Source organism: Rhodococcus sp. IEGM 1366 (assembly GCF_033142425.1).
Taxonomy (GTDB): Bacteria; Actinomycetota; Actinomycetes; order Mycobacteriales; family Mycobacteriaceae; genus Rhodococcus_F; species Rhodococcus_F globerula.
This window is the reverse complement of the sequence record NZ_JAWLRZ010000007.1, coordinates 168694-192531: the sequence shown is the minus strand read 5'-3', so window position 1 is coordinate 192531 and position 23838 is coordinate 168694. Positions and strand designations below refer to the sequence as shown.

The 23838-nt window shown below is 63.5% G+C and carries 16 protein-coding genes; 9 read left to right on the top strand and 7 right to left on the bottom strand.

The window, feature by feature from the left end:
- Positions 1-12 precede the first annotated feature (12 nt).
- The gene (locus tag R4P64_RS21920) at positions 13-1443 is read right to left on the bottom strand and encodes a PepSY domain-containing protein (RefSeq protein ID WP_317822719.1); all 1431 of its coding nucleotides are present in this window, start codon (positions 1441-1443) and stop codon (positions 13-15) included.
- A gap of 114 nt (positions 1444-1557) precedes the next feature.
- Positions 1558-2088, bottom strand: coding sequence for a hypothetical protein (locus tag R4P64_RS21915; RefSeq protein WP_317822717.1), 531 nt, complete (start codon positions 2086-2088; stop codon positions 1558-1560).
- Between the two features lie 322 nt (positions 2089-2410).
- On the opposite strand from R4P64_RS21915, the gene R4P64_RS21910 reads away from it, so the two are divergent.
- Positions 2411-3592 (top strand): MinD/ParA family protein, encoded by a 1182-nt coding sequence (locus R4P64_RS21910; protein ID WP_033231658.1) that lies wholly within the window; start codon positions 2411-2413, stop codon positions 3590-3592.
- 9 nt (positions 3593-3601) lie between these two features.
- Here the strand turns inward: R4P64_RS21910 and R4P64_RS21905 are convergent, their stop codons facing one another.
- A complete protein-coding gene (locus R4P64_RS21905; RefSeq protein ID WP_317822716.1) occupies positions 3602-4636 on the bottom strand; it encodes a hypothetical protein in 1035 nt (344 codons plus the stop codon).
- A gap of 147 nt (positions 4637-4783) precedes the next feature.
- Between R4P64_RS21905 and R4P64_RS21900 the strand changes: the two genes are divergently transcribed.
- A complete protein-coding gene (locus R4P64_RS21900; RefSeq protein WP_052683353.1) occupies positions 4784-5125 on the top strand; it encodes a hypothetical protein in 342 nt (113 codons plus the stop codon).
- Between the two features lie 174 nt (positions 5126-5299).
- On the opposite strand, the gene R4P64_RS21895 is transcribed toward R4P64_RS21900, so the two are convergent.
- On the bottom strand, positions 5300-5503 hold the full coding sequence (locus tag R4P64_RS21895; RefSeq protein WP_317822715.1) for a hypothetical protein: 204 nt from the start codon (positions 5501-5503) through the stop codon (positions 5300-5302).
- Between the two features lie 151 nt (positions 5504-5654).
- Here R4P64_RS21895 and R4P64_RS21890 point away from each other — a divergent pair, with 151 nt between their 5' ends.
- Both R4P64_RS21890 and R4P64_RS21885 read left to right on the top strand, forming a co-directional pair.
- Entirely contained in the window at positions 5655-5810 is a 156-nt protein-coding gene (locus R4P64_RS21890; RefSeq protein WP_092803415.1) for a DUF6131 family protein, read from the top strand.
- Between the two features lie 350 nt (positions 5811-6160).
- Positions 6161-6943, top strand: a complete 783-nt coding sequence (locus R4P64_RS21885; RefSeq protein ID WP_317822714.1) for an SDR family NAD(P)-dependent oxidoreductase — start codon at positions 6161-6163, stop codon at positions 6941-6943.
- A 7-nt stretch (positions 6944-6950) separates the two neighbouring features.
- Here the strand turns inward: R4P64_RS21885 and R4P64_RS21880 are convergent, their stop codons facing one another.
- On the bottom strand, positions 6951-7847 hold the full coding sequence (locus R4P64_RS21880; RefSeq protein WP_317822713.1) for a class I SAM-dependent methyltransferase: 897 nt from the start codon (positions 7845-7847) through the stop codon (positions 6951-6953).
- A gap of 203 nt (positions 7848-8050) precedes the next feature.
- Here R4P64_RS21880 and R4P64_RS21875 point away from each other — a divergent pair, with 203 nt between their 5' ends.
- Entirely contained in the window at positions 8051-8521 is a 471-nt protein-coding gene (locus R4P64_RS21875) for a sigma factor-like helix-turn-helix DNA-binding protein (protein ID WP_317822712.1), read from the top strand.
- 6 nt (positions 8522-8527) lie between these two features.
- On the opposite strand, the gene R4P64_RS21870 is transcribed toward R4P64_RS21875, so the two are convergent.
- On the bottom strand, positions 8528-10171 hold the full coding sequence (locus R4P64_RS21870; protein WP_317822711.1) for a (2,3-dihydroxybenzoyl)adenylate synthase: 1644 nt from the start codon (positions 10169-10171) through the stop codon (positions 8528-8530).
- A 62-nt stretch (positions 10172-10233) separates the two neighbouring features.
- On the opposite strand from R4P64_RS21870, the gene R4P64_RS21865 reads away from it, so the two are divergent.
- Genes R4P64_RS21865 through panD form a run of 3 tightly spaced genes read left to right on the top strand, consistent with a single transcriptional unit; the run spans position 10234 to position 12108 of the window.
- A complete protein-coding gene (locus tag R4P64_RS21865) occupies positions 10234-10989 on the top strand; it encodes an SDR family oxidoreductase (RefSeq protein ID WP_095886982.1) in 756 nt (251 codons plus the stop codon).
- Positions 10990-11030: 41 nt separating this feature from the next.
- Positions 11031-11696 (top strand): isochorismatase family protein, encoded by a 666-nt coding sequence (locus R4P64_RS21860; RefSeq protein WP_092803024.1) that lies wholly within the window; start codon positions 11031-11033, stop codon positions 11694-11696.
- Positions 11697-11700: 4 nt separating this feature from the next.
- Positions 11701-12108 carry an aspartate 1-decarboxylase gene (gene panD / locus R4P64_RS21855; protein ID WP_033231649.1) on the top strand — a complete coding sequence of 136 codons (408 nt, stop codon included), beginning with the start codon at positions 11701-11703 and terminating at the stop codon, positions 12106-12108.
- A gap of 13 nt (positions 12109-12121) precedes the next feature.
- Here panD and R4P64_RS21850 read toward each other — a convergent pair whose 3' ends face one another.
- Positions 12122-12997: a siderophore-interacting protein gene (locus tag R4P64_RS21850; protein ID WP_317541096.1), complete on the bottom strand. Its 876-nt coding sequence runs from the start codon at positions 12995-12997 to the stop codon at positions 12122-12124.
- Between the two features lie 144 nt (positions 12998-13141).
- On the opposite strand from R4P64_RS21850, the gene R4P64_RS21845 reads away from it, so the two are divergent.
- Entirely contained in the window at positions 13142-23806 is a 10665-nt protein-coding gene (locus tag R4P64_RS21845; RefSeq protein ID WP_317822709.1) for a non-ribosomal peptide synthetase, read from the top strand.
- Positions 23807-23838: the final 32 nt, after the last annotated feature.

Here is a 23838-nt window from a genome sequence, read left to right as displayed (position 1 = left end):
GTAGTTCGAGTATCAGGTGGTTGCGCGGCGTCGGAGTGCCGCGACGGAAAGGTCGATCAGGAGGAATGCGATCAGACTGAGGCCGAGCAGCGGAACGAACCAGCCGATCAGGGCGGTGCAGGCGATCAGTGCAACAACGCTGATCGGAGCGAGTTTTCGGATGCCACCGCGTGTGGGTGCTCGGCCTACAGCCCACTCGGATCCTCGGATGGGTCGTCGACGCCACCACATGATGTAGCCGCGAATGACGATGCTCGCCAACGCAACGGCGAGTGCGGCGAGCGCGATCTGATTGGCGAGACCGAAGAGGAGTCCCATGTGCAGCTGGATTCCCCAGGCCGAGAGTTTTGCCGCGATAGGCCAATCCGCGAACCACAGCTCGTCGGTGACCTTCTGTGTTGCTCCGTCGATTGCAATGGTGTTGTTGCTCATAACCCAGGGCTGACGCGTCTGGGCGACGGTGAAAGCGGTGTGTGCATCAGCTGGGATCGACACCTCGACGGGGCCGGTGATGCCGTGATACCTGGCGATGCCGAGGACCGCGTCGACCCGTCCGACGTTCGTGTCCGTCAGAGTCCCGGTGGCGATTGGGGCCATGTCGTGACCGTCGTGTCCGCCGGACGGCTGCGCGGGAGCGCCGCCAAGTGTCTTGACCACCGAAGGGGTGGTCCAACTCAGTGCGGTTCTCATGTTGCTGACGTTCTCACCGGCGTATGTCGACCACGTGAGCCCGGTTGCCGAGAGAAACACCAGTGCCACTGCGATCCAGATGCCGACAACTCCGTGCCAGTTCAGGGTTCGGTTACGCCCGGCGGACGTTCGATCCAGGGTGAGCAGACGGGCGTTGCGAGAGGTTCGGTACCGGCGGAACCACAGGTAGACACCGCCGAGGGCAACCACCCACATCCACGACGCGGCCAGCTCGCTGTACAGGCGTCCCGGTTCGCCGAGATGAAGGTTGCGGTGGAGCTGGGAAATCCAGGTTCGGACCGGCAGCGAGCCGCTACTGCCGTACACGGTCAACTCGCCGACCGGTTGAGCGAGCACCGGGTCGACAAATACCGCGAGTCTCTCGGACTCGCCGAGAGACGGATCGGTGAACAGAACTCGGGTGGTTTCGCCGGCGGCAGGAGACGGGCGGACCGCTGAGACCGTCAAGTCCGGGCGGTACTGCTGAGCGGAGCGGATCTGATCGTTCAGTGATGCGAGCTGTCCTGTGCTGTCGGTTTGCAGGTAGTCGCTGTAGACAAATTTCTCGATGGTGGGTGCCACCGCGTAGAGGCCACCGCTCAACGCCGCGATGAGGATGAACGGTCCGATGAGAATTCCGGCGTAGAAATGCAGGCGCAGGATCAGGGGTCTGGCGCCGCCGGCATTCTTCTTCGGAGGGGAACTGTCGTTGGAAGCGTGCGGCTGCGCGCGCTCCATTTCGGGTGCGGACATGCGTGTACTCGATCCCGCTGTGCGCCTTTCTTAACCGTCGGCGGTTGATAAAGGCGCACAGCAATGGGGCGCACCGGATTTCGTGCGCAGAAAGGAAAGGGAATGGAAAGTGAGTTACACGAATGCCGGCGGGCCGCGAGTGCTCAGACCGGAGGTGAGAAGTTGCCGGAGAACAACTTTGGCGCGGTAGCGAGTGTGGGCGGTGAGGGGTGAGTGCTGCGGCGCCCAGGGGCGCAGCAGGACTGCAACGATTGTTGCCAGCGTGGACGCCGCAACGACGTAGCCGCGTTCGGCGCCGCGGATCGCCACCGCGCAGACTCCGATCGCAGCGATATGAGCCGCGAGCATCGGGAGCGACGGAACAACGCCGTGCTGGTGGTCCGAGGCAATGGTCAGTGTTGTGTGGCCGATTGCCTGCCCGGCAGCAAGCATGAGAGCCAAGGCCACGGTGGGCGAGCGACGAGTATCGATGGACGCAACGACAGCGCCGACGCTCGCGCAGGCGAGGATCAACAGGACCACCGCACTTTGCGACGGCGCCATGCCTCCGCCGCCGAGTGCGTGGGCGGCGAGGGATACCGCTCCGGACGTGCCGCCGACAAATCCGCCGCGCAACTGCGCGACATCAGCGAGGCGGGAGGTCATAGGTGCAAAGGATACAGGCACCTACTACCACGGTTAGTAGGTGCGCCGAAGTTGGACATTTGTTCGGTTGAGTGCCCGTCTTCTTTGCCCACACATTGCGGCAGGCGATTTCGGATGCGTTCTGTCGCAATACGTACCGGACAACTGGTATGCCGGTTGATTTGCTGGCGGATCGGGAGTTTTGAGGACCAAAGTCATCGAACTGTGTTGTGTAACAAATCGGCCCGCATTTGCGGTATCACCGACAGGCCGATGCGGCCCGGCAGTGATAGCGTCCCGACATGTGATGTCCGAATTGATTCGACCTTGACCTAGGAAAACGGTGCACAGCGATAACAACGGTTCGAATGGTGGATTCAAACAGAACGGTTCCGGAACAGCCGACACGGATGATCTGCTGAGCGGCTCTGACGATACCTACGCGAATTCGGTTCGAACCGTTACCTTTACGCCGCAGTTCGATCTACCGCAGAGTGACGAGGTTCCGGTCAAACCGCTTCCGAGTCAACGGATGCGGCAAGTGCGACGCGACGAGCCGGCCGATTTCCGAACCTCGACGCCACAAGCGATGACCTCCGTCGACGACCTGGACATCATCAAGCGCGCCAAACGTCCGCCCGAACACGGTTTCGGTGCTCTGCTGTTCAAGCTTTCGGGTGGGCGGATCAACACCGGGCAGTCGGCGGTGGAACTCGAACATCAGGCGCTGGTCCGTCGTGCTAATCGGACGGTGCGCGGCGTGTACAAGATCGCCTTCATCTCGCTCAAGGGTGGGGTTGGGAAGACGACGGCGGCAAAGACCGTCGGCTCCACGTTTGCGTCGATCCGTGGTGATCGGATTGTTGCGATCGACGCCAATCCTGATCTCGGTACCCTCGCCGATCGAGAACATCGCGAGCATCACTTGACGGTTCGTGATCTGTTGGCAGACAGTAATATTCGTACGTACAGTGATGTGCGGTACTACACGTCGCAAGGTGACAGCCGGTTGGAAATCCTTGCCAGCGAAGCGGATCCGGAAACATCGGAGTCGTTCAACGAGCAGGACTACCTCGACACACTGCGCATCCTCGAGGTGCACTACAACATTCTCATCACCGACTGTGGCACCGGCATCATGCACTCGGCGATGTACGGAATCCTCGACGAGGCTGACGCCTTGGTAGTAGTCAGTCCGACGGCTCAGGACGGAGCGCGCAGCGCAGCCGCCACGTTGAGCTGGCTGACCAAACACGGTTACGGCGACCTCGTGAGCCGGTCGGTGGTTGCGATCAACGCAACGCGGCCTGGATCGTCGTCGCTCGATCTGGACCAGCTCGAGGAAGTGTTTTCCCAGCGCGGAGTTCGGGCGGTCTGCACCCTCCCGTACGACGACCATCTCGGGGAGGGCGGGCCCATAGATCTGAAGTTGTTGAACAAACGCACTGCGCGTGCCTATCTCGAGTTGGTCGCCGCTATCGCCGATGGCTTCCCGGATTCGCAGGGGCGCCACGCGTCACGGTGACGGAGTACTTCACGGATGCCTCAATATCGCTCCGTATCCGTCTGCGAGAGTAAGGCGTTCGTCTACCTGAAGCAGTTCGGCCCCGGTTCGGATCGCTAGATAGGGTAGTAGTCGATTCGCGGGTGCAAAGTGTGAATTACTGGATACTTCCTTGTCATCGGGATCTGTGAAGAGCAGAGTCTCGACCTTGCCCTGTTCCAGCGCATCGAGCACACGGGCAGTGCCGTCGACCGACAGTTCGGTGTCGCGGCCCTGACCGGCCATGAAGCGCTCGGTTTCGGTGTCCATACGCCTCAACCGCTCGGTATCGATGAGTTCGCGTATCGCCTTGGCTACTTCGGTCGGAGAAGAACCTGCTGCACGTGATCCGCGTTCGATCTCGACAGTGCGCAGTGACGCCGGAAGATACTGCGCGAATGCTGTGCGCGACTGAACTTCGCCGATGATCAGCACCAATTGCACCTTGTGTTCGCGGGCCAGTTCGGCGGTGCGAGTTGCGGCTTGGGTCAAGTTCTTTCGCACGTTCTCTTGCGCCAGGGATTGAGTGTCGATATAGCGGTCGGGGCCACCCACTCGAGCTTTGTGTACCGGGAACCCGTCTCCGTCCACGGATTCGCCGTAGACATCTCGCCCGCGCGCATCGCGCACACACAGATCCGCGCCGGTGTGATCGACCTTGGCGAGGACAAACGGCTCGGTGTCGTGTCCGTGTGCAACGAGCGGAATCAGGTAGGGCAATGAACCAACCGTCACGACGGTCGAGGCCGTGGGTTCGAGCATGATGTCGTCGACCAGAACGGCATCGGGCGTGATCACCAGTGCGCGTCCGGCCCGGCCGGAAATTCCGTGATGATTGTCTTTCACGCTGTCGAACTGTTCGATCAATGCATCTGGTGCTCCCTGTTTCGACAATTGATTGTGCATCGAACGCCACTCCAACTCGAAGCGCTCACGTGAGTTTTCACGATTGCGGACGTCCTCGAAGTACACCGAGGCAAACGGTCCTTCGCTCGAACCGACCTTCTTCAGTCGCGCAGCATGCATGGCGACTCCTCTCTGTAGTAGTCGTCGAATCTTGTTGCTCGTCTCTCCGCACGCGTACCCGCTCGAGGTTGATTCGACACGAGAGCTGGGTATCCAATGCGATTGGCCGCAGATTCACCCGAGAGATTCCAGTGAAGGGAGCAGGTCATGTCGGCCCGGCGCCGTAACGCAGCGATGGATACCGAGAAGCGGTGGTCGGATCCGGAGGAGTTCCGCAGGGCGGCGACCTTCACAGGTGTGGTGATCGGGCTCGCGCTTGCGGTTCTGTGTTCGCTGCTGCTGTTCGACCGGTCGTCAGGGCTCGGCACCCTGGCCTTCGCGCCGGCCGCTGTCTTCCTGATCGGTGGGCTGATTGCCTTTGTCCAGACGTATCGGGTGTGGAAACGGGGTGGGGTGTGGCCCATTTGGCAGGGGGCAGGGTGGGGCCTGATGGTGTTGATGCTGATCAGTTCCGGTTTCGGTGCGGGTGCTTATGGCCCGCCGCAATAAACTCCCCATTGGACTCGCACATTTGTTCGATTCTTGCTAGTGTTGCTCCCCGTGGGGATGGTGCAGTGGGAAGCCTGCATCACCCCCACGCCAGAACCCGGTGCCTGGCGCTGACTGCCTTCAGCGTCAGGCACCGCCTTTGGGTTGGCTGGCTTTGGGCGGGTGCGGCACTCGTCAGGAACTAGGTTGCGGCAGAGTGCAATCCGTAACCTTGGGGTTGACGCCGAAGTAGTTCAGGGGCCCCGCCACTACGGTCACGGCGATGGTGCCCACGCCGGCGCAGTTGGATGGAGAGTTGCTGTAGTAGCCTCGCTGGCCGGCCGCGATGGCACCGACAACAAGCCAGATCAAAACGATAAAAGTCACGATCCGTCGCATGGAACCGCTCGATTCCTCAGCTGTGTGGCGCGGGGACTATCGAAATACCCGGTCAGGAGGGGTATGAAACGCAAGTGAGCGGGGTATTCGAAGGTAGAGTGCCGTCACTTCGCGTGTATGTGTGTCGGGCTTGTCGTCGAAAGAGACTGCCATGATTATTCTCGGAATTATCCTGCTGCTGATCGGATTTCTCTTGAATATTCCGATCTTGTGGACGATCGGTGTTGTCCTCTTGGTGATCGGGCTGATCTTGTTCGTGCTGGGCTCGACGGGGCGCGCGGTCGGTGGCCGACGGCACTGGTACTGAGCTGATTTGATCTGATTTGCGCGACTTGATCGATCTTAGCTGGGATATTCGCCAGATCGAGGACAGGCCCCACACCCTGTGGGAGTGCAGGACCTGCCTCCGATTGGTCTTGCCAACATCTCCATGAGCGTCAACGAGTCCCAGCACGCCGGAGCATGCGTCGAAAACAATACGGCGCATCGGACGTGTTTGCCAACGATTTACGGAGAAAATATTTCTGAGTTCATACTTTGGGATTTTGGTCCCGAAAGTGAGGATTGCCCCTTACGGGCGCAAGGTTTATCCGCCGATCGCAGTGGAGACTCTACGGCCGAAGCCGGATTTCGACCGGTCGGACGGGAGCCGGTTCGATGGATCTACTGCTCAACGGGAAGACCGCGATTGTCACCGGTGCCGGCAAGGGCATCGGTCTCGCGATCACCCAGGCATTGGTCGAAGAAGGAGCCCATGTGATCGCGGGTTCACGAACTCGCACGGCAGAAATCGAGAAACTCGAGACCGGCGACGGTGTCACGTTCTTTGCCGTCGACTTGGCGAGTGCGGACGGTCCGCCGGCATTGGCTGCCGCAGCCGCAGAGCGCGGCAGTATCGACATCCTGATCAACAACGTGGGCGCCGTGACGCCGCGGACAGAGGGATTTCTCAGCGTCACGGACGGAGACTGGGATGCGTCGCTGCGCGTGACGTTCATGTCCGCGGTGAGGATGATCCGGGCTGCCCTGCCGTCGATGGCGGTCGGCGGTGGGAGCATCGTGACGGTCAGTTCGGTGAATGCGTTCCTTCCGGACCCAGCGGTGATCGACTACAGCGCGGCAAAAGCCGCTTTGAGTAACCTGTGCAAATCGTTGTCGAAAGAGTTGGCTCCACAAGGTATTCGGGTGAACACCGTGAGCCCAGGACCTGTGCGGACGGCTTTGTGGCTCGGGTCGGGCGGGGTAGCGTCGACGCTCGCCGGGGTCTCCGGACTCAGCGCCCAAGACATTGTGGACAGTGCAGCCGCAGGCTCGGAGACGGGCAGATTCACGTACCCGGAAGAAGTCGCGGACCTGGTGGTGTTTCTTGCCGGAGGCCGCGCCGCAAACATCACAGGCGCGGATTTTGTCATAGACGGCGGCTTGATCAAGACGCTCTGAGTTCGAGCTACTTCGTGGCCGTCAGATAGCCCGAACGTTTCGACAAATCGGCAAGTTCCGGTGGAAGTTCCGGGATCGGTTGGCCGTACTCGTTTGCCAATTCAAGGGTGTCGCGGCACTGAACCGACCAACCGCGGTCGGTCAACCACTGTTTGGGGTCGGCACGCTGGTCGTCGTAGAACAATGCGGACAAGTCCAAGCCGCCGAATGGGTCTTTCTTGAAGTACTTTGCTCTGATGTCGGCGAATCGTTTGCCGTCCATTCCGGATGGGAAGTAGTTCAAGGCAAGTCGACTTCCGGGCGAGGAGAGTTCGTCGATTCTTTCGAACAGTGCGTCATGTGCGCTGCCGGGAAGATAGGCCAAAAGTCCCTCTGCCGACCATGCCGATGGCTTGGCGCGATCGAATCCTGACGCTTCGAGAGCGGCGGGCCAGTTTTCTCGCAGATCGACAGCCACCGTGTGACGGTCCGCTTTCGGTTCCGCTCTGTGTTCGGTGAGCACCTGATCTTTGAATTCCAGTACCCGCGGCTGATCGACTTCGAAAACCGCAGTGCCGATGGGCCAGTTCAGTCGATAGGCCCGTGCATCCAATCCTGCTGCCAGGATGACTGATTGGGTGACTCCTGATCTGGCGGCGTCGAGAAAGAACTCGTCGAAGAATTTACTTCTGATGCCCATGCCAATGCCCATGAACCCGGACAGTGGGAGGTCTTCCAGCGATGACGGGTTGTCCAGTAGCGCGGTGAAGTGTGGTTCGCCCGCGGCCGCGACAAACCACGGCGCGTAGGAATCTTCGATCAGGGCGTGGGGGCGACGTGATTCTATGGCGCGAAATGCGGCCACTCCCAGCGCAGTCAGGCCGACACTGCTGACAATGTCCCAGGTATCGCCGTCGCTGCGCACATTTTTGATCCTACGCTCGTGGTGGTTCCCAATTCGAGTGTCGGTATTTCCGTTGCAGTTCAAGGGGTTCGGTCTGCTTTGAGACTGCCAGGTGATTGGCAGACTCAGTGGAGCCGGCCGTCAGGGTTCGCGCTTTGACTAGGGAGTGTGGTCCGGGCGCAGTAGACGTAGGCCTAGCGCACAACAATCAGCAAGGAAAGGCGATGACGAAGTTGCAACGCCCTGATGCACTCGATGGTCTGGAGGTTGCCGCACGACACGGCGGCGCCGCGTCGAAGGCGAGGCTGTATTGCGCTGTCCGGCCGTTGGCGGTGCGACGTGCTCGCGTCGAACTCGAGCCTCACGCAGCAGAATTAGTAGCCGACGCCGTGTGCCGTTCCGTCGTGAATTCGGTGCCGGGCCGGGCAGCGTCAGATGGTTCGCTCGTGCGTCTGGTGCACTCGACAACTCGTCGACTGATCGACCGAACGGAATCGAAATCCAGGATAGGACTGCCCGCCGAGATCGAGGCTCTCCCAGAGCGGCTGCGGGAGGTGCTGATCATGAGGTTGATCGTTGGCCTCGATGTCGACGACACTGCAGTTGTGCTCGGGCGAACACGCGCTCAGGTTCTGGTGGAACAACATCGGGCGTTGGCGATGCTGTGCGCCGTTGCCGCGGCCGCAGCGAGTTGAGTTGGATCAGCGAGCGGCGAGCATTCGACGCAGATCCTTACGGCTGGTCTTGCCGACGCCGGTCTCCGGGAATTCTTCGAGTACCTGCACTCGGTCGGGGATCTTCCAACTCGCCAGGCCGCGCTCGCGAACAAAGGACCGGATCTGGGCTGTTTTCGGCGGACTCGACGGGTCGGCGGCAAGGAGGAAGGCACACGTGCGTTCGCCGAGGTATTCGTCGGGAATGGCAACAACGATCGCGTCGCGCACCGCGGGGTGCGCCAGGAGGTGTTCTTCGAGTTCTTCGGCAGATACCTTCTCGCCGCCGCGGTTGATTCGGTCGACCGCACGCCCGCAGACGGTGATGTTGCCGTTCGCATCAACTCGAACCACGTCGCCGGTGCGGTACCACCCGTCGTCGGTGAAGGAACGGGCATTGGCTGCGGGATTGTCGTAGTAGCCGCGAATTGTGTACGGGCCCTTGGTGAGCAGCTGACCTTCGGTGCCCGCGGGTACGTCGTTGTCGTTGTCGTCGACCACCCGGATCTGGTCGAAGGGGGACATGGGGCGGCCCTGCGTGGTGAGGACTATGTCGAGGGGATCTTCGTCGCGGGTGTAACACACCAGACCCTCGGCCATTCCGAATACTTGCTGGAGTCGTGCGCCCAACGCGGGGCCGATGCGGGCCGCCAACTCGTCGGGGCAGCGAGCGCCGCCGACCAGTACAGCTGTCAGTGTCGAGAGGTCGTGTGAGTGGCCACGTTCGGCTGTTTCGGTCCACAACCGGGCGAGCGGCGGAACGAGTCCCGTCATCGTCACTCCAGCGCGTTCGATCATCGCGAAGGCAGTAGTCGGACTCGGGGACGGGGTCAACGCCACAGTTCCACCGGCGGCGAGAGCTCCCAGGATTCCCGGCGAGCTCATCGGGAAGTTATGGGCTACCGGCAATGTCGCCAGATAGACCGTCGATGTTGTGACACCGCAGATTTCATTGCTGCGCAGCACGCTGTAGAGGTAGTCGTCGTGGGTGCGTGGGATCAGTTTGGGGATGCCGGTGCTGCCGCCGGACAGCTGCAGAAACGCCACGGATCCCGGGTCTGCGGCGGCAAATTCGCGCGGTACGGCGCTCACCGCGTCGAAGTTCACGGTGCCGGCCGGGGCGTCCGATCCGGGATCTGGCAGGCACACAACGGTATTCAAGCTCGGGGTCGATGAAGCGACCTCGAGTGCCAGAGCGCCGTGGTCGAATCCGTCGATGTGGTGCGAGGTGATGACGGCGACGGCGCGTGAGGCGGCGGCCAGTGCAGTCAATTCCGAGGAACGATGCGCGGGGAGGCAGAACACGGGTACTGCGCCGATCCGGAAAAGCGCGAAGACCACGGCGACGAACTCGGCCTGGTTGGGCAGTTGGACCATCACCGGATGCTGGGCGGTGATGCCGAGATCGGCGAGTCCGGCAGCGAGGGCGTCCACGCGGGCGTCGAGCTCGGCGTACGTCCATGTCTGCTCGGCGTCGACGACTGCGATGGAGTGGGCACGGGCGGCTACGCTCTCGCGCAGAATCTGGTCGAAAGTCTTTCCGGCCCAGATTCCTTCACTGCGGTATCGGGCGGCGTCGTCTGCAGGCCACGGGGTGAAGGAGAGCTGAGGTGGTGACACTTCGGAAAGCATGTCTTCCTTCACTGGTGGTGGCCCGGCGGCGTGAACAATTTCGATAAGGATAGCCTAGGCTCATGGATGTGAAGGGTGTGACTGGGCGATCTGTCGTGATTACCGGTGCCGGCGGCGGCATCGGCGCGGCAACGGCGGCACTGTTCGAAGAGGCCGGAGCCACGGTCGCTCGGTGGGACCTTGCAGCTCCGACGGTACCCGTTGGCGGATTCGCGCTCGCGGTCGACGTGACGGATCGTCAGTCCGTCGAGCAGGCGTTTGCCGCGACAACCGATGCAATCGGAACGGTGTCGGTGCTCGTGCACACTGCGGGCGTGTTGCGGGCGGGTTCTGCGCTGACCGAGGACAACAACGACTGGGATGCGTGCATGGCCGTCAATGCGACGGGAACCATGAACGTCGCCCGCGAAGCGGCTCGCCGCTTTGTTGCCGCCGGTGCTGGCGTGATCACGGCAGTGGGGTCGAACGCGGCATCGACACCGCGCACGAACATGGCTGCCTACGGTGCGTCGAAGGCCGCGGCAACCGCCTACATGCGGAGCCTGGGTCTCGAGATCGCTCCGCACGGAATCCGCTGCAACATCATTTCTCCGGGATCGACGGACACTCCCATGCTTCGCGGAATGTGGGACGGTACAGACCAATCCGCCGGGGTGATCGCCGGTGACGCCGACGCCTATCGCCTCGGGATTCCGCTCGGCCGACTCGCGCAACCGGGTGACATCGCCGCCACGGCGTTGTTCCTCAGCTCGGACGCGGCCAGGCACATCACGATGCACGACCTCCGCGTCGACGGCGGCGCCACGCTCGACATGTGAAGTCCTCATACACAACCGATCGAACCGAATAGGAGCGCCCGATGGCCATCCCCCCCATTGCCGGCTACGTTCTGCCCCGCCGTGACGAGGTATCCGCGGACCGCGTCGACTGGCAACTCGACCCGTCGCGCTGCGCGCTCTTGATCCACGACATGCAGCGTTACTTCATCGACGCCTACAACGCCGGTGAGGAGCCCATCTCCACCGCGACCGCAAACATGGTGGCGATTCGTGACGCGTGTGTTCGGGCCGGGATTCCGGTTGTCTACACGATGCAGCCGGGTGATCAGCATCCGTCCAGGCGAGGCATCCTGGCCGATTTCTGGGGCGAAGGTATGACAACCGGCCGCGATACGGAGGTGATCGACGCGCTCACGCCCGGAGAGTCCGACATCGAGGTGACGAAGTGGCGATACTCGGCATTCCAGCGCACGGATTTGCGTCAGCTCCTCGCCCGTGTCGGCCGCGATCAGTTGATCGTGACCGGCGTGTACGCGCACATGGGCTGCATGCTTAGCGCGGCCGAGGCGTTCATGAGTGACGTCGAGCCGTTCATGGTCTCGGATGCCACAGCAGACTTCTCGCGCGACGAGCATCTGATGGGATTGGAATACGTCGCAAAGCGTTGTGGCCGGGTGTTCACCGCGGCCGACGTACTGGGCGCGATCAGCGTGGACGAATCCGTCGCAGAGCTCAGTGGAGTGTAAGACCGTGAACCGCATCATGCTCTCCGGGAAGATTCACCGTGCCACCGTCACGCAGGCGGATCTGCACTACGTCGGATCCGTGACCATCGACCAGGACCTGATGGAAGCTGCCGATCTGCTCGAAGGTGAGCAGGTGCACATCGTCGACATCGACAACGGTGCACGGCTCGAGACCTACGCCATCACCGGCGAACGAGGTTCCGGGGTGATCGGCATCAACGGCGCTGCGGCACATCTGATCTCGCCCGGGCACTTGGTGATCATCATGTCGTACCGCCACGTCGACGACCGTGAGGCGAAGTCGCTGGTACCGCGGGTCGTCCATGTCGATACGAAGAACATGATTGTGGAACTGGGCTCGGACCCGGCGCAGCCGGTGCCCGGAGCCCGGGACCAGCTCGCCTCACGCTGACCCCGGTAGCGGGTCAGGCGTGCTCGCGCCTGCGGTTTTCGAGCGACTCCACAGCTTTGTCGCGCAGCGTCCGAACTCGGGCGAGGGGACCGTCGCCGACCTGCACCCGCCAGTAGCCCGATGCGTCGAGGAGATCCTTCGTCACGCCGAGTTGTTTTGCCGTCGCGCGCAATTCGCGCACGATGGATGCCTCACCCGCGATCCACATCCAGCCGGCGCCCGTGCTCGGACCGAGAGTGCGGGCAGCATCGGCCAATAGACGGGCGTCCGAGATGCCGTCGCGACGGTGCACCCACGTGACGCCGGGGAGTTCGCGCTGTTCCTCGGCGGAACCGTCGACGAGCACGGCAACGTACAGCGGCACCGAACCGTCGTGTTCCTCGACGTAACGTGCGATCGCCGGTAGCGCAGTCTCGTCACCGGCAAGCAGCCACCAGTCGGCGCCGATGGGCGGAATGGTCGACACCTTCGGGCCGGCCAGGTGCAGGGTGTCGCCGGGCTGTGCGTTGCGCGCCCAGTTGCCGGCAATTCCGTGGCCGTGCAGCACGAAGTCGAGATCCAGTTCGCCGGCCTCGGCGTCGAAGCGGCGCACCGTGTAGGAGCGGGCAACCGGCGCCGGGCGCTTCGGCCAGTGCAGATGACCGTCATGCTGCTCGGGCAGCACCGGAGCTGCGGATCCCTCTTCAGGGAGGAAGATCTTCACGTAGTCGTCGGCACCCTCGGTGCGGAACTCGGCGACGGAGAATTCACCGGACTGGAAGGTTCCCAGTTGCTCGCCTCCGACCGTGATTCGGCGCATGCGCGGTGTGACCTCGACAGTTCGGAGGACCGTCAGCTCTCGCAGGACGATCGGCAGGTCGAGCCGTCGGGACGGGGTGGTAACCGGCATGAGCGAATTCCTCTCGCGAATGGACCTATCTATACCCAGGGTGTCAGACGGCGCCAACTCGCTCTCCAGTAGGGTAGGTAACCCTAACCCCTGGTGCGTTCGAGAGAGCGATCAGGGCTTGCAGGACTGCGAGGAGATCCAGTGGTGTCGAGGAAGCGTCTGGCGTTGACGGCTGCGCAGGCAGGGATGTGGTTCGCGCAACAACTCGACCCGCAGAACCCCACTTTTGTCACCGGTCAATGCATCGAGATCGTCGGCCCGCTCGACCCGACCGTCCTCGCACGCGCAGTGGATCGTGTGGTCGCGGAAACCCCGTCGCTCATGGCGAGGTTCGCCGTGGACTCCGGCGAGGTGTATCAGGAACTCGGCGCCTGGGAGTACCCCGGAACTGATGTTGTCGCACGTGAGAGCTTTGAGATCGCGCTCACGGAGATGCGTGAACAGCTCCGGATACCCCTCGATCCGAGCGCCGGACCGGGATGTGTGGTGACCGTTCTTACGTTCGGACCGTCGCACCACGCGTTGTTCTTTCGCGTCCACCACACGTTGATCGACGTCTACGGGTACAGCTTGCTCGGCCGCAGGATCGCCGCCGTTCACAATGCTGTGGCGCAGGGCAAGGAACCGCCGACCAGTCGCTTCGACCCACTCGAGTTGATCCTCGACCAGGACGCCGCTCGCGCCGATTCCGACGCTCAGAGCCTCGATCGGGAATTCTGGTCTTCCGAACTGCTCGGAGCCAAGGAATCGGTAAGCCTGTCCCGGATCGGGGGCCCGCCCGCGTCGTCGGTCGCACAGACGCTTCTGTCCCACACCACACTGATCTCCGCAGCATCGGCAGAGCGCATCACTGCCGCCGGACGCGTTGTCGAGGGAAGTTGGGCCGACGTCGTCACGGCTGCAGTGGCGGCGTACCTGGCACGTTCGAATGGCAGCCTCGACGTGACGCTCGGATTCCCGTCGATGAATCGTATGGGCACCGTTGCCGCAAAAGTTCTGACCACCGCAGTCAACGTCCTGCCATTGCGCATCGCGGTCGACCCGAATTCGAATCTCATCGACCTGGCTGCGGGCGTCCGCGCTGCGGTAAAGCGCACGGCCCCGCACGCCGCGTATCGCTCCGAGGCAATCCACCGGGACCTGCGACTGCCCGCGAGCAGCGCCGGCCCCGTCGGCCCGACGGTCAACATCAAGCCGTTCGGCGACACCCTGCGTTTCGACGGAGCCGGCGCGACAGTCCACTCTCTTGCCCGTGGACCCGTGCACGACATCGCTTTCATCGTGCGTCGTCTCGACGAGAGCGGCGAACTCGAGATTCAGATCGACGCCGACGCAGACCGCTACACGGGTGCGGAGCTCGCGCGCCATGCTTCGGCTCTCACCAAATTGCTCGAATCCGTCACCGCCGAGGGGACTGGCGCCGCGATTGCTCAGGTGTCGCTCCTCGAACCGGAAGCCCTGCAGGTCCTCGCCGAATGGGGCGGACGAGCAGCAGCTTTCGATGACTACTGCCCTGACGTCATGGACCTGTTCGACGCCCAGGTAGACGAGCGCGGTGACGATCTTGCTCTGGTTGCCGGCGCTGAACGGCTGAGCTATGCCGAATTGGCTGCGCGCGTCGACGCTTTGGCAGCCGAGCTGTCCTCTCGGGGCGCCGGCCCGGAGTCGCTGGTCGCGCTGGCTCTGCCACGATCTGCGTCGGCCGTGGTTGCGCTCCTCGCGGTGCTGCGCTGCGGCGGTGCGTACATTCCGCTCGACCCGCAGTTCCCCTCGTCGCGACTCGAGTACATGCTTGACGACGCTCGGCCGGCGATCCTGCTGACCACCGCGGGCTTCACCGATCGGATTTCGGTCCCAGAAGGTACTGCCGTCGCAACAATCGCCGGTGGCGAGATCAGTTGGTCGGCAGCAGCATCCAGCGCGGCGAGCGGGGCGCGTGTCGCGCCGGCCAACACCGCCTACGTCATCTACACCTCCGGTTCCACGGGAAACCCCAAGGGAGTGATGCTGGACCGCCGCGCCCTGGCACGGTTTGTCCGCTCGGCCACGGATCTCACGAGTATCGGCGCGCACACGCGGTTGCTCGCCCTGACTACTCTGTCCTTCGACATTGCGGTCCTCGAACTGTTTGTCCCGCTCACCGCGGGCGGATCGGTGATCCTCGCCGACGAGAATCAGGCCAAGGAACCGGCAGCCATTGCGGCACTGGTGAGTTCGGAGTCCGTCACGGCGGTGCAGGCGACTCCCTCGCAGTGGGGGACGGTGCTCGAACACGGCGTAACCGATCTGGCTGGAGTCGACGTCCTGGTGGGCGGTGAAGCCTTGCCCACCCGGACGGCGCAGCAGTTGAGTGAGCTGGCGCGTTCGGTGCAGAACATGTACGGACCCACCGAGGCCACGGTGTGGTGCACCAGTACCCCGGTTTTGCCGAACATCGAATGGACAGGCTCGATCGGCCGACCGTACGTGGGCACTGCCGCAGTGGTCCTGGATCGCTACCTGCAACCGGTCAATGTTGGCGCGATCGGCGAACTGTACGTTGCGGGAACGCAACTCGCGCGCGGCTACCGCGGTCGACCTGACCTGACGGCAACCCGATTTGTGGCCGACCCGTTCGGACGCGGCCGGATGTACCGAACCGGCGACCTGGTGCGGTGGACCGAATCCGGTCAGCTCGAATACCTCGGCCGCGGCGACGATCAGGTGAAGGTGCGTGGGCACCGTATCGAACTCGGCGAGATCGAGACTGTGGCAGGGGAGTTCGACACAGTCGGTGCCTGCGTCGCGGTCGCTCGAAGCGACGGCAGGGGCACCGTTCATCTGGTCGGCTACGTCACGGCCGTGGAGGGCGCTCACGTCGATGTTCCGGCACTGCGAGCATTCATAGCCGATCGTCTACCCGCGTACATGGTGCCGTCGGCGATTGTTGTCCTGGACGAGTTCCCGCTTACCCCCAACCTCAAGATCGACCGGAAGGCATTGCCGGCGCCGGACTTCGGGGATGCGGACACAGGGCGTTCGGCCGAGACGGCTGCGGAGATCGCACTGTCCGGCATGTTTGCCGACCTGCTGGGGCTCACCGTAGTGGGCGTCGATGCGGACTTCTTCACGCTCGGCGGCACGTCGCTCTCCGCGACGAGACTCGTGGCCCGTCTCAAATCCGCACTCGGAGTGGAACTGTCGCTGCGTGACGTCTTCGATACGCCGACGGTGGCCGGACTGGCGCTACGGGTGGAATCCGCTGCGCCGGCTCGTCCTGCCATTGTGGCGCACGAGCGGACCGACATTGTGCCGCTGTCGTCGGCGCAGCAGTCGTTGTGGTTCGTTCACCAGACGCAGGGTCCATCCGCTACCTACAACATTCCGTTTGCGCTGCACCTGAACGGCGCAGTGGACGCGACAGCGCTGAAAAATGCGGTTGCGGCAGTTGTCGCCCGGCATCGGGTACTGCGCACGGTTGTCGTCGACATCGACGGTGTGGGGTTCGGTCGGGTACTCGATGCGGAGCCGGAGTTCACGGACAGCGAGGTCTCCGAGGCGGACGTGCAGTCCGCGCTGCTGACGGCGGCCTGTGTGCCGTTCGATCTCGAACACGACATTCCGGTACGGGCTCACCTGGTGCGGTCCGGCACCGACACCGCAGTCCTGCTGTTGGTCATTCATCACATCGCGGGTGACGAGTGGTCGGCCGGACCGATGCTCACCGATCTTGCAGCGGTCTACAACGGGGAGCAGTTGCCGGCCGCGCAGCCTCGAATTCAATACTCGGACTTCGCTATCTGGCAGGGCGAGTGCGCCGCAGATCCTGACCTGAGCGCGTCCACCGACCGGCAACTCGGCTACTGGCGAGACCTCTTCTCCGGTGCCCCCGAAGAATTGCAACTGCCGTACGACCGTGCTCGCCCAGCAGTTCCGACGTGGCGCGGCGGTGAGGTCTGGACCCACACCGGCGCAGGCGTGGTGGCCGGACTGCGCTCGGTGACCGAGAAGTCGGGCACCACGATGTTCATGCTGGCGCAGGCAGCGGTCGCAGTTCTGCTGTCGAAACTCGGTGCCGGTGAGGACATCACGCTCGGTGCCCCGATCGCAGGCCGGATGGACGGCAGCTTCGAAGACACCGTCGGATTTTTTGTCACTACGGTGGCGCAGCGGATCGATCTGAGCGGACGCCCCTCGCTGACCGAGGTGCTCTCACGCGTGCGACGCGGCACCCTCGACGGGTTTGCGCACCAGGACGTCGCGTTCGAGCAGGTAGTCGACGCGGTGGGCGTGACACGATCTCTCGCCCGGCATCCCTTGTTCCAGACGATGGTTCAGCATCGCACACCGCACTCCGTACCCAGCTTCACCGGACTGGCGGTCAGCCCGTCGTACGTTTCCACGGGCACCGCGAAGTTCGACCTGACCTTCGAGTTCGTGGAACTTGCCGACGGACTCGACGTGCGGATCGAGTACGCGGAGGATCTTTTCGATCGGGTGACGGCAGAGACCATCGCGGTTCGCTTGCGCACGGTCCTCGAGCATTTTGCCACGGATACGGGCGCCGGCCTGCAGAGCGTGGACGTGCTGTTGCCGGCCGAACGAAATGCCCAGTCGGTCGAAGGTCACACAACCCGTCTGTTGCCCGAACTGCTGGACGACGCTGAACATGAGTTCGCCGATCACGTGGCCTTGATCTGTGGACCGGACGAGTACACGTACCGGGAGCTGGCTGATCGCTCGAACAGGTTGGCGCGGTTACTGATCCAGCGTGGTATCGGCACCGACGTGGTGGTGGGCATCGCCGTCGGGCGGAGCATCGAGTGTGTAGTTGCGCTCCGCGCCGTGATTGCCGCCGGCGCGGCGTACCTGCCGATCGATCCGTCGTATCCGCGTGCGCGCATCGAGTACATGCTCGCCGACGCCGATCCGGCGCTCGTGATCGTCGACGCCGATACCGCGCAGTGGATTCGGCCGGACTCGGAGGATGCGACCGTCGCAGAACTCGAGGCCGCCGCTGCTGCGCTGCGCGGCGACCGGGTGGGCAGAGTCGTGTCGCCCGCCGCCGCGGCGTACGTCGTCTACACCTCCGGCTCCACCGGTCAGCCCAAGGGTGTGATGGGAACTGCAGGCGCACTGGCTAATCGTCTGGTCTGGCAGCGTGATCTCGTGCGCGCCGACGGGTGGGCGGACGTTCGGTTGGCAAAGAGTTCGATGAGCTTCATCGACGGCTCCACCGAACTGCTGGCGGGGCTCCTGGCCGGTGCCCGGTTGGTTCTCGCAGATGACGCGGAGTCTCGTGATGCCGGCGCACTCGCAGATCTCATCGACCGGCACGGCGTGCGTCAGCTCACCGCGGTGCCGAGCCTGGCTGCGGCGCTGGCACAGTTCCGAGAAGAATCGGCACACCGGGTCTCGAGTTGGTTCCTCAGTGGTGAACCGCTCACTCGCGCAGTGATCGACTTGTTCGACGAGAAGAACACACGGGTGATCAACTCGTACGGATCCTCGGAGGTTGCCGGTGATGTGACCTTCTGGACGGCAACATCTTCCGCCAACCGAGTGCTGATCGGCGCTCCCGTTCCCGGAGTGGGTGCGCGGATACTCGACGCATACCTGCGCCCGGTGCCGGACGGGGTGACAGGTGAACTGTATGTCGAGGGCATCCAGGTTGCCCGCGGTTACCTCGGCCGACCGGAGTTGACCGCAACTCGGTTTGTCGCGGATCCGATGGGCAGCGGTGGACGGTTGTTCCGCACCGGAGATCTGGTGCGTCGCAATCGGTCCGGCGAACTCGACTTCGTTTCTCGCGCCGACGCTCAGATGAGTCTGCACGGATTCCGGATCGAACCCGGCGAGGTGGAGGCGGCGTTGGCTTCCCATCCATCCGTCGAACGAGCACTGGTTGTGGTGCGCGCGAGCGCGGCTGGGTCGGATCAGCTTGTCGGGTACGCGGTTCGGGCACCAGACACCGCCGTGCCGGACGATTCCCAGTTGCGGGCCCATCTTCGGGACCTGCTGCCCGACTACATGATTCCCGCGGTATTCGTCGTTCTCGACGGCCTTCCCGTGCTACCCAACGGCAAGGTAGACCGCGACGCGCTCCCGGCGCCGGTACGCAGCGAGGGACGGCGCGAGGCGGCATCCGAACTGGAGCGGATCTACTGCGAGCTCCTTGCCGAACTCCTCGGCATCACCACCGTCGGCCCCGACGAGGACTTCTTTGCTCTGGGCGGCAACTCGTTGCTCGCCACCCGATTGGCGTCGGCGATCCGCGCCCGCACCGGTCACGACGTGACGATCCGCGAGGTGTTCGACCTCCGTACCCCCGCCGAACTGGCTCGGGCAGCACAGATCGGGAAGGTCAGGCGGCCTGAACTGGTTCGCCGGGATCACGGGGCAATCGTGCCGATGTCTGCCGCGCAGGGACGCCTGTGGTTCCTGTTCCAGCTCGAGGGCCCCAGCTCCACCTACAACATCCCGTACACCATGCATCTGCAGGGTTCAGTGGATCTGGATGCGTTGCGCGGTGCGCTGGCGCACGTTCTGAGCCAACACGAAACACTGCGCACGGTATTCACCGCCGAGTCCGGTGACGGCGAGGCTGGGCACATCGGCTACCAGGTGGTTCGTCCGATCAGCGAGTGCAAACTGCCGTTGGACGTTCTCGACGTGCTTCCAGCCCAACTGGAGTCGACACTCGCGCGGGAAGCCGCCTACACCTTCGACATCGCGCACGAACTGCCTGTGCGTGCCGTTCTGCTTCGCACCGGTACCGACGACGCGCACCTGATGGTGCTGGTGCATCACATCGCGGCCGACGAATGGTCTGCGCGTCCATTGGTGTCCGATCTGACCCGGGCGTACTCACACCTCGTGTCCGGCACAGCGGCGATGCCCGAACCACTGCCGGTGCAGTACCGCGACTTCAGCGCGTGGCAACCCGAAGTCCTCGGCGAGGCAAGCGATCCCGAATCCGTGCTGGCCGGTCAGCTCGAGTATTGGACGGGTGCGCTTGCCGGGCAACCCGAAGAGCTTGCGCTACCCCGTGATCGGGCGCGCCCCGCGGTGTCGACGTACCGGGGATCAGCGGTTGCGTTCGATCTCGAGCCGCAAGTGCGGGCTTCTTTGGCGGCAATCGCCGCTGCCGGTGGGGCAACGATGTTCATGCTCACCCACGCCGCAGTTGCAGTCCTGTTGGCCGAACTCGGTGCCGGGGACGACATCGTCGTCGGTTCACCGGTTGCCGGGCGCTCCGATGCCGCGCTCGAACGGGTGGTGGGCTTTTTTGTCAACACCCTGGTGCTGCGCACCGATCTGTCGGGAGACCCGACCTTCGCGCAGTTCCTGGAGCGAGTTCGCGCTACGGACCTCGATGCCTATGCGCATCAGGATGTTCCGTTCGAGCAGTTGGTCGAGGCGATGGCCCCGGCCCGTTCCCTGTCCCGCCAGCCGCTGTTCCAGATCCTGGTGCAGTACCGCGATGCCGTGGATCGGATCGAGATGGCGGGACTCGACGCGAGTCCGGTATTCCTCGAAACCGGAACGGCCAAATTCGACTTGACGTTCGACCTCGCGGAAACTGCCGACGGCGGGATCCGTGGTCGCATCGAGTACGCCACTGATCTCTTCGATCGGGGCACGGTTGACGCATTTGCCGGGCGATTGGTTCAGGTGCTGCGGCAGTGTGCGGCAAACCCGGAACTGCGGTTGTCCCAGCTTGATTCGATGACTCGGATAGACCGGGCGGCGATCGAGTCTGCCGAGTCGGGCCGTATTGTGCCGCTTGACAGTTCGCTGACCTTGCCGGGCATGTTCGCTCGCCAGGTCGCGCTCACTCCGGGTGCCGTCGCCATGATCGTCGACGAGAGCGGGGAGTCGCTGACCTACACCGAATTGGATCGGCGAACCGAGCGTCTCGCCGCGACGCTTCGTGGTGTGGTGCCGGTCGGTGGCGTTGTCGCCGTGGCGGTACGACGCAGTGCCGCACTGGTAGTGACGCTGCTGGCCATCCACCGGGCCGGTGCCGCCTATCTTCCGCTCGACGACAGCTACCCCGTGGATCGACTCGAGTACATGCTCGCGGACGCACGGCCGTCGTTGCTGGTGGTGGGCCCGGGTATCGAACCGTTGGACTGCCCCGCTCCGATGCTGGAGGTAGACGAGGGCGGTACTGCAACAACGCAATCGGACACGGCTACGGCCGTGGACACGGTTGTACTTCCCGACAGCGCCGCGTACCTGCTCTACACGTCCGGATCAACCGGGCGGCCGAAGGGTGTTCTGGTCAGCCATCGTGCCGTGGTCAACCGGCTGTCGTGGATGCAAGACGAATACCACCTCGGGAGCGACGACCGTGTGTTGCAGAAGACGCCGGCCGGGTTCGACGTGTCCGTGTGGGAGTTCTTCTGGCCCTTGATCACCGGAGCAACACTGGTGGTGGCTGCGCCGGACGGGCATCGCGATCCGCGCTACCTGCGCGACGTCGTCAAACGGCGTGCCGTCACCACAGCACATTTTGTGCCGTCGATGCTTGCTGCTTTCCTCGATCACGTTGCCGTGGAACCGGATCCTCGCCCGGAGTTGTCTCGGGTGCTGTGCAGCGGCGAAGCGCTCACCCCTGATCATCGGGATCGGTTCCATGCGTTGGTCGATGCGGAATTGCACAACCTGTACGGACCCACCGAGGCAGCGGTGGACGTGACGGCGTCGCACATCGTTCCCGCTGTCGACACGAACTGGGTGACAATCGGGCGCCCACTGTGGAATACCCGCGTACTTGTTCTGGACGCCCGGTTGCGGCGCGTTGCACCGGGAGTCGCGGGGGAGTTGTACCTCGGCGGTGTGCAGTTGGCGCGTGGCTACCACGACCGGGCGTCATTGACGTCGGAGCGATTTGTTGCCGATCCGTTCGGAGAGGGCGGCGAAAGACTGTACCGCACCGGCGATCTGGTGCGGTGGCGTGATTACAACGACGATGGCCTCGCCCTCGAATACCTCGGCCGCACGGACGGTCAGGTCAAGTTGCGTGGGCTGCGTGTCGAACTGGGCGAAATCGAGAACGTGCTCACGTCGCATCCGACGCTGGCTCAATGCGCTGTTGTGGCGCGAGGCGGTCAGATCCACGCGTATGTCGTCCCGGTTCCGGATGCGACGATTGTCCCGGCCGAACTTGCCGCTTTTGCGTCGACGCTGCTGCCGGACTACATGGTTCCGACGGCAATGGTTGTGCTCGACGCGCTGCCGCTGACGCCGAACGGGAAACTGGATCGTCGGGCTCTGCCGGAGCCGGTTGCTCCCGACGAGTCGCAGCGGCGAGCGCCGGAGGGTCCCGAAGAGACCGCGATGTGCGAATTGTTCGCCGAGGCTCTGAGCGTCGACGCAGTGGGTGCCGATGACGATTTCTTCATGCTCGGCGGCGACAGCATCATCTCGATTCAGGTTGTGAACGCGGCCGGTCGGCGCGGAATTACGTTCGGGCCCAAGGAGATATTCCAATGGCGCACGCCCGCGGCGCTGGCCAAGGTCGTGGATTTCGGCGCGCCAGGCGACGCTGAGACCGCCCACAGCGGGCCGGTGGATCCGAGCGACGTGACGGGTTCGTTGGCATTGACACCGTTGGTGCATCGCGCCCGCGAATCCGGAATCTCGCCCGCAGGTCTGGGTATCGCGCTGTCTGTCTCGACTCCCGCAGGAACTACCGTGGGCGACGTCGAGCAAGCCATGTCGGCACTACTGCAAGCGCACGATGCGTTGCGGTTACGACTGACGCGGGTTGCGTCGGTTTTGTGGTCCCTCGAGACGGACGCTGATGTGGCTGCAGGCGTGCAGCATGTCGATTGCAGTGACCTCGGCGATTCCGATCTTGCCGTGCGTGCCGCGGCGGAGGCCACGGCGCTGATTGCCGAACTCGACCTGGAAAACGGCCGGACTGTGATGGCACGCTGGCTCGATGCCGGTGAATCCCGCAGTGGAACCCTGGTTGTTGCCGTGCATGGGTTGGCGGCAGATCCGGCGTCGGTGGCGAAGCTGCGAGAAGATCTCGAAACAATATGGCGTGAGGGCGGCAGCGTGATGTCGCTTCGTCGTCCCGCCGCGACCGCGCACGGGTTCGCGGAGCGATTCAACGAGTTGGCGCAGGATCCGGCGTTGATGGGTGAACTGACGCACTGGTCGCAGGTTCTGGCACCGGGAGCTGAGTTGCGCCCGGGAGCGCCCGCGATTCTCACGGGTGGCCCGAGGGGGACATATCGGGCGACGCTGGAGGCGCGACGGGAAGGCGATGTGGAAACGGCTGCGCTGGCTGCCCTCATCTACGGGTTGGCGAGGTGGCGAGCCGCGCCGGCCGAGTTGACCGTCGAACTCGAGCGTGACGCTCGCATTGCCGGTTCGGACGAACCGGATCCGTCGGCGACTGTGGGCCCCTTTGCTGTCGGGGTGCCGGTTCGGTTGCCGGCACTGCCCGTCTCGGTCACCCCAGAAGATGCGTTGGCGGCAGCGGCGGCCGCTCTGAGCGTCGTACCAGGCGGTATAGGCACGGGCTACGGCATGTTGCGGTATCTCAACGCGCAAACCGCGCCCGCCTTTGCGATGTGGGGACGGCCGGAAGTGAGTGTCAGGGTGATCCGAGATGTCGAAAGTCGGGGTGTGGGAAATTCCGGCGACGAGCGCCGCGTCGACCCGCGCGTTCTCGATGTGACGGCTTACGTCACCGACGACGGGAGACTCGTGGAAATCCGGTTCGATTTCGACGCGACTCTCTTCGGTGAAGACGATGCACGAGCGATTGCCGCAGCGTTCGGGCAGGTCGAATTGAGCGCCGTTCCGTAGTTTGGATAGGCTAACCAGCAGTTTGTCCACGC

Bases quoted from the DNA above. Each gene is read 5' to 3' on its own strand.
- R4P64_RS21920 (WP_317822719.1), bottom strand. From the start codon at position 1,443: ATGTCCGCACCCGAAATGGAGCGCGCGCAGCCGCACGCTTCCAACGAC.
- R4P64_RS21915 (WP_317822717.1), bottom strand. From the start codon at position 2,088: ATGACCTCCCGCCTCGCTGATGTCGCGCAGTTGCGCGGCGGATTTGTC.
- R4P64_RS21905 (WP_317822716.1), bottom strand. From the start codon at position 4,636: ATGCATGCTGCGCGACTGAAGAAGGTCGGTTCGAGCGAAGGACCGTTT.
- R4P64_RS21900 (WP_052683353.1), top strand. From the start codon at position 4,784: ATGTCGGCCCGGCGCCGTAACGCAGCGATGGATACCGAGAAGCGGTGG.
- R4P64_RS21895 (WP_317822715.1), bottom strand. From the start codon at position 5,503: ATGCGACGGATCGTGACTTTTATCGTTTTGATCTGGCTTGTTGTCGGT.
- R4P64_RS21890 (WP_092803415.1), top strand. From the start codon at position 5,655: ATGATTATTCTCGGAATTATCCTGCTGCTGATCGGATTTCTCTTGAAT.
- R4P64_RS21885 (WP_317822714.1), top strand. From the start codon at position 6,161: ATGGATCTACTGCTCAACGGGAAGACCGCGATTGTCACCGGTGCCGGC.
- R4P64_RS21875 (WP_317822712.1), top strand. From the start codon at position 8,051: ATGACGAAGTTGCAACGCCCTGATGCACTCGATGGTCTGGAGGTTGCC.
- R4P64_RS21870 (WP_317822711.1), bottom strand. From the start codon at position 10,171: ATGCTTTCCGAAGTGTCACCACCTCAGCTCTCCTTCACCCCGTGGCCT.
- R4P64_RS21865 (WP_095886982.1), top strand. From the start codon at position 10,234: ATGGATGTGAAGGGTGTGACTGGGCGATCTGTCGTGATTACCGGTGCC.
- R4P64_RS21860 (WP_092803024.1), top strand. From the start codon at position 11,031: ATGGCCATCCCCCCCATTGCCGGCTACGTTCTGCCCCGCCGTGACGAG.
- R4P64_RS21850 (WP_317541096.1), bottom strand. From the start codon at position 12,997: ATGCCGGTTACCACCCCGTCCCGACGGCTCGACCTGCCGATCGTCCTG.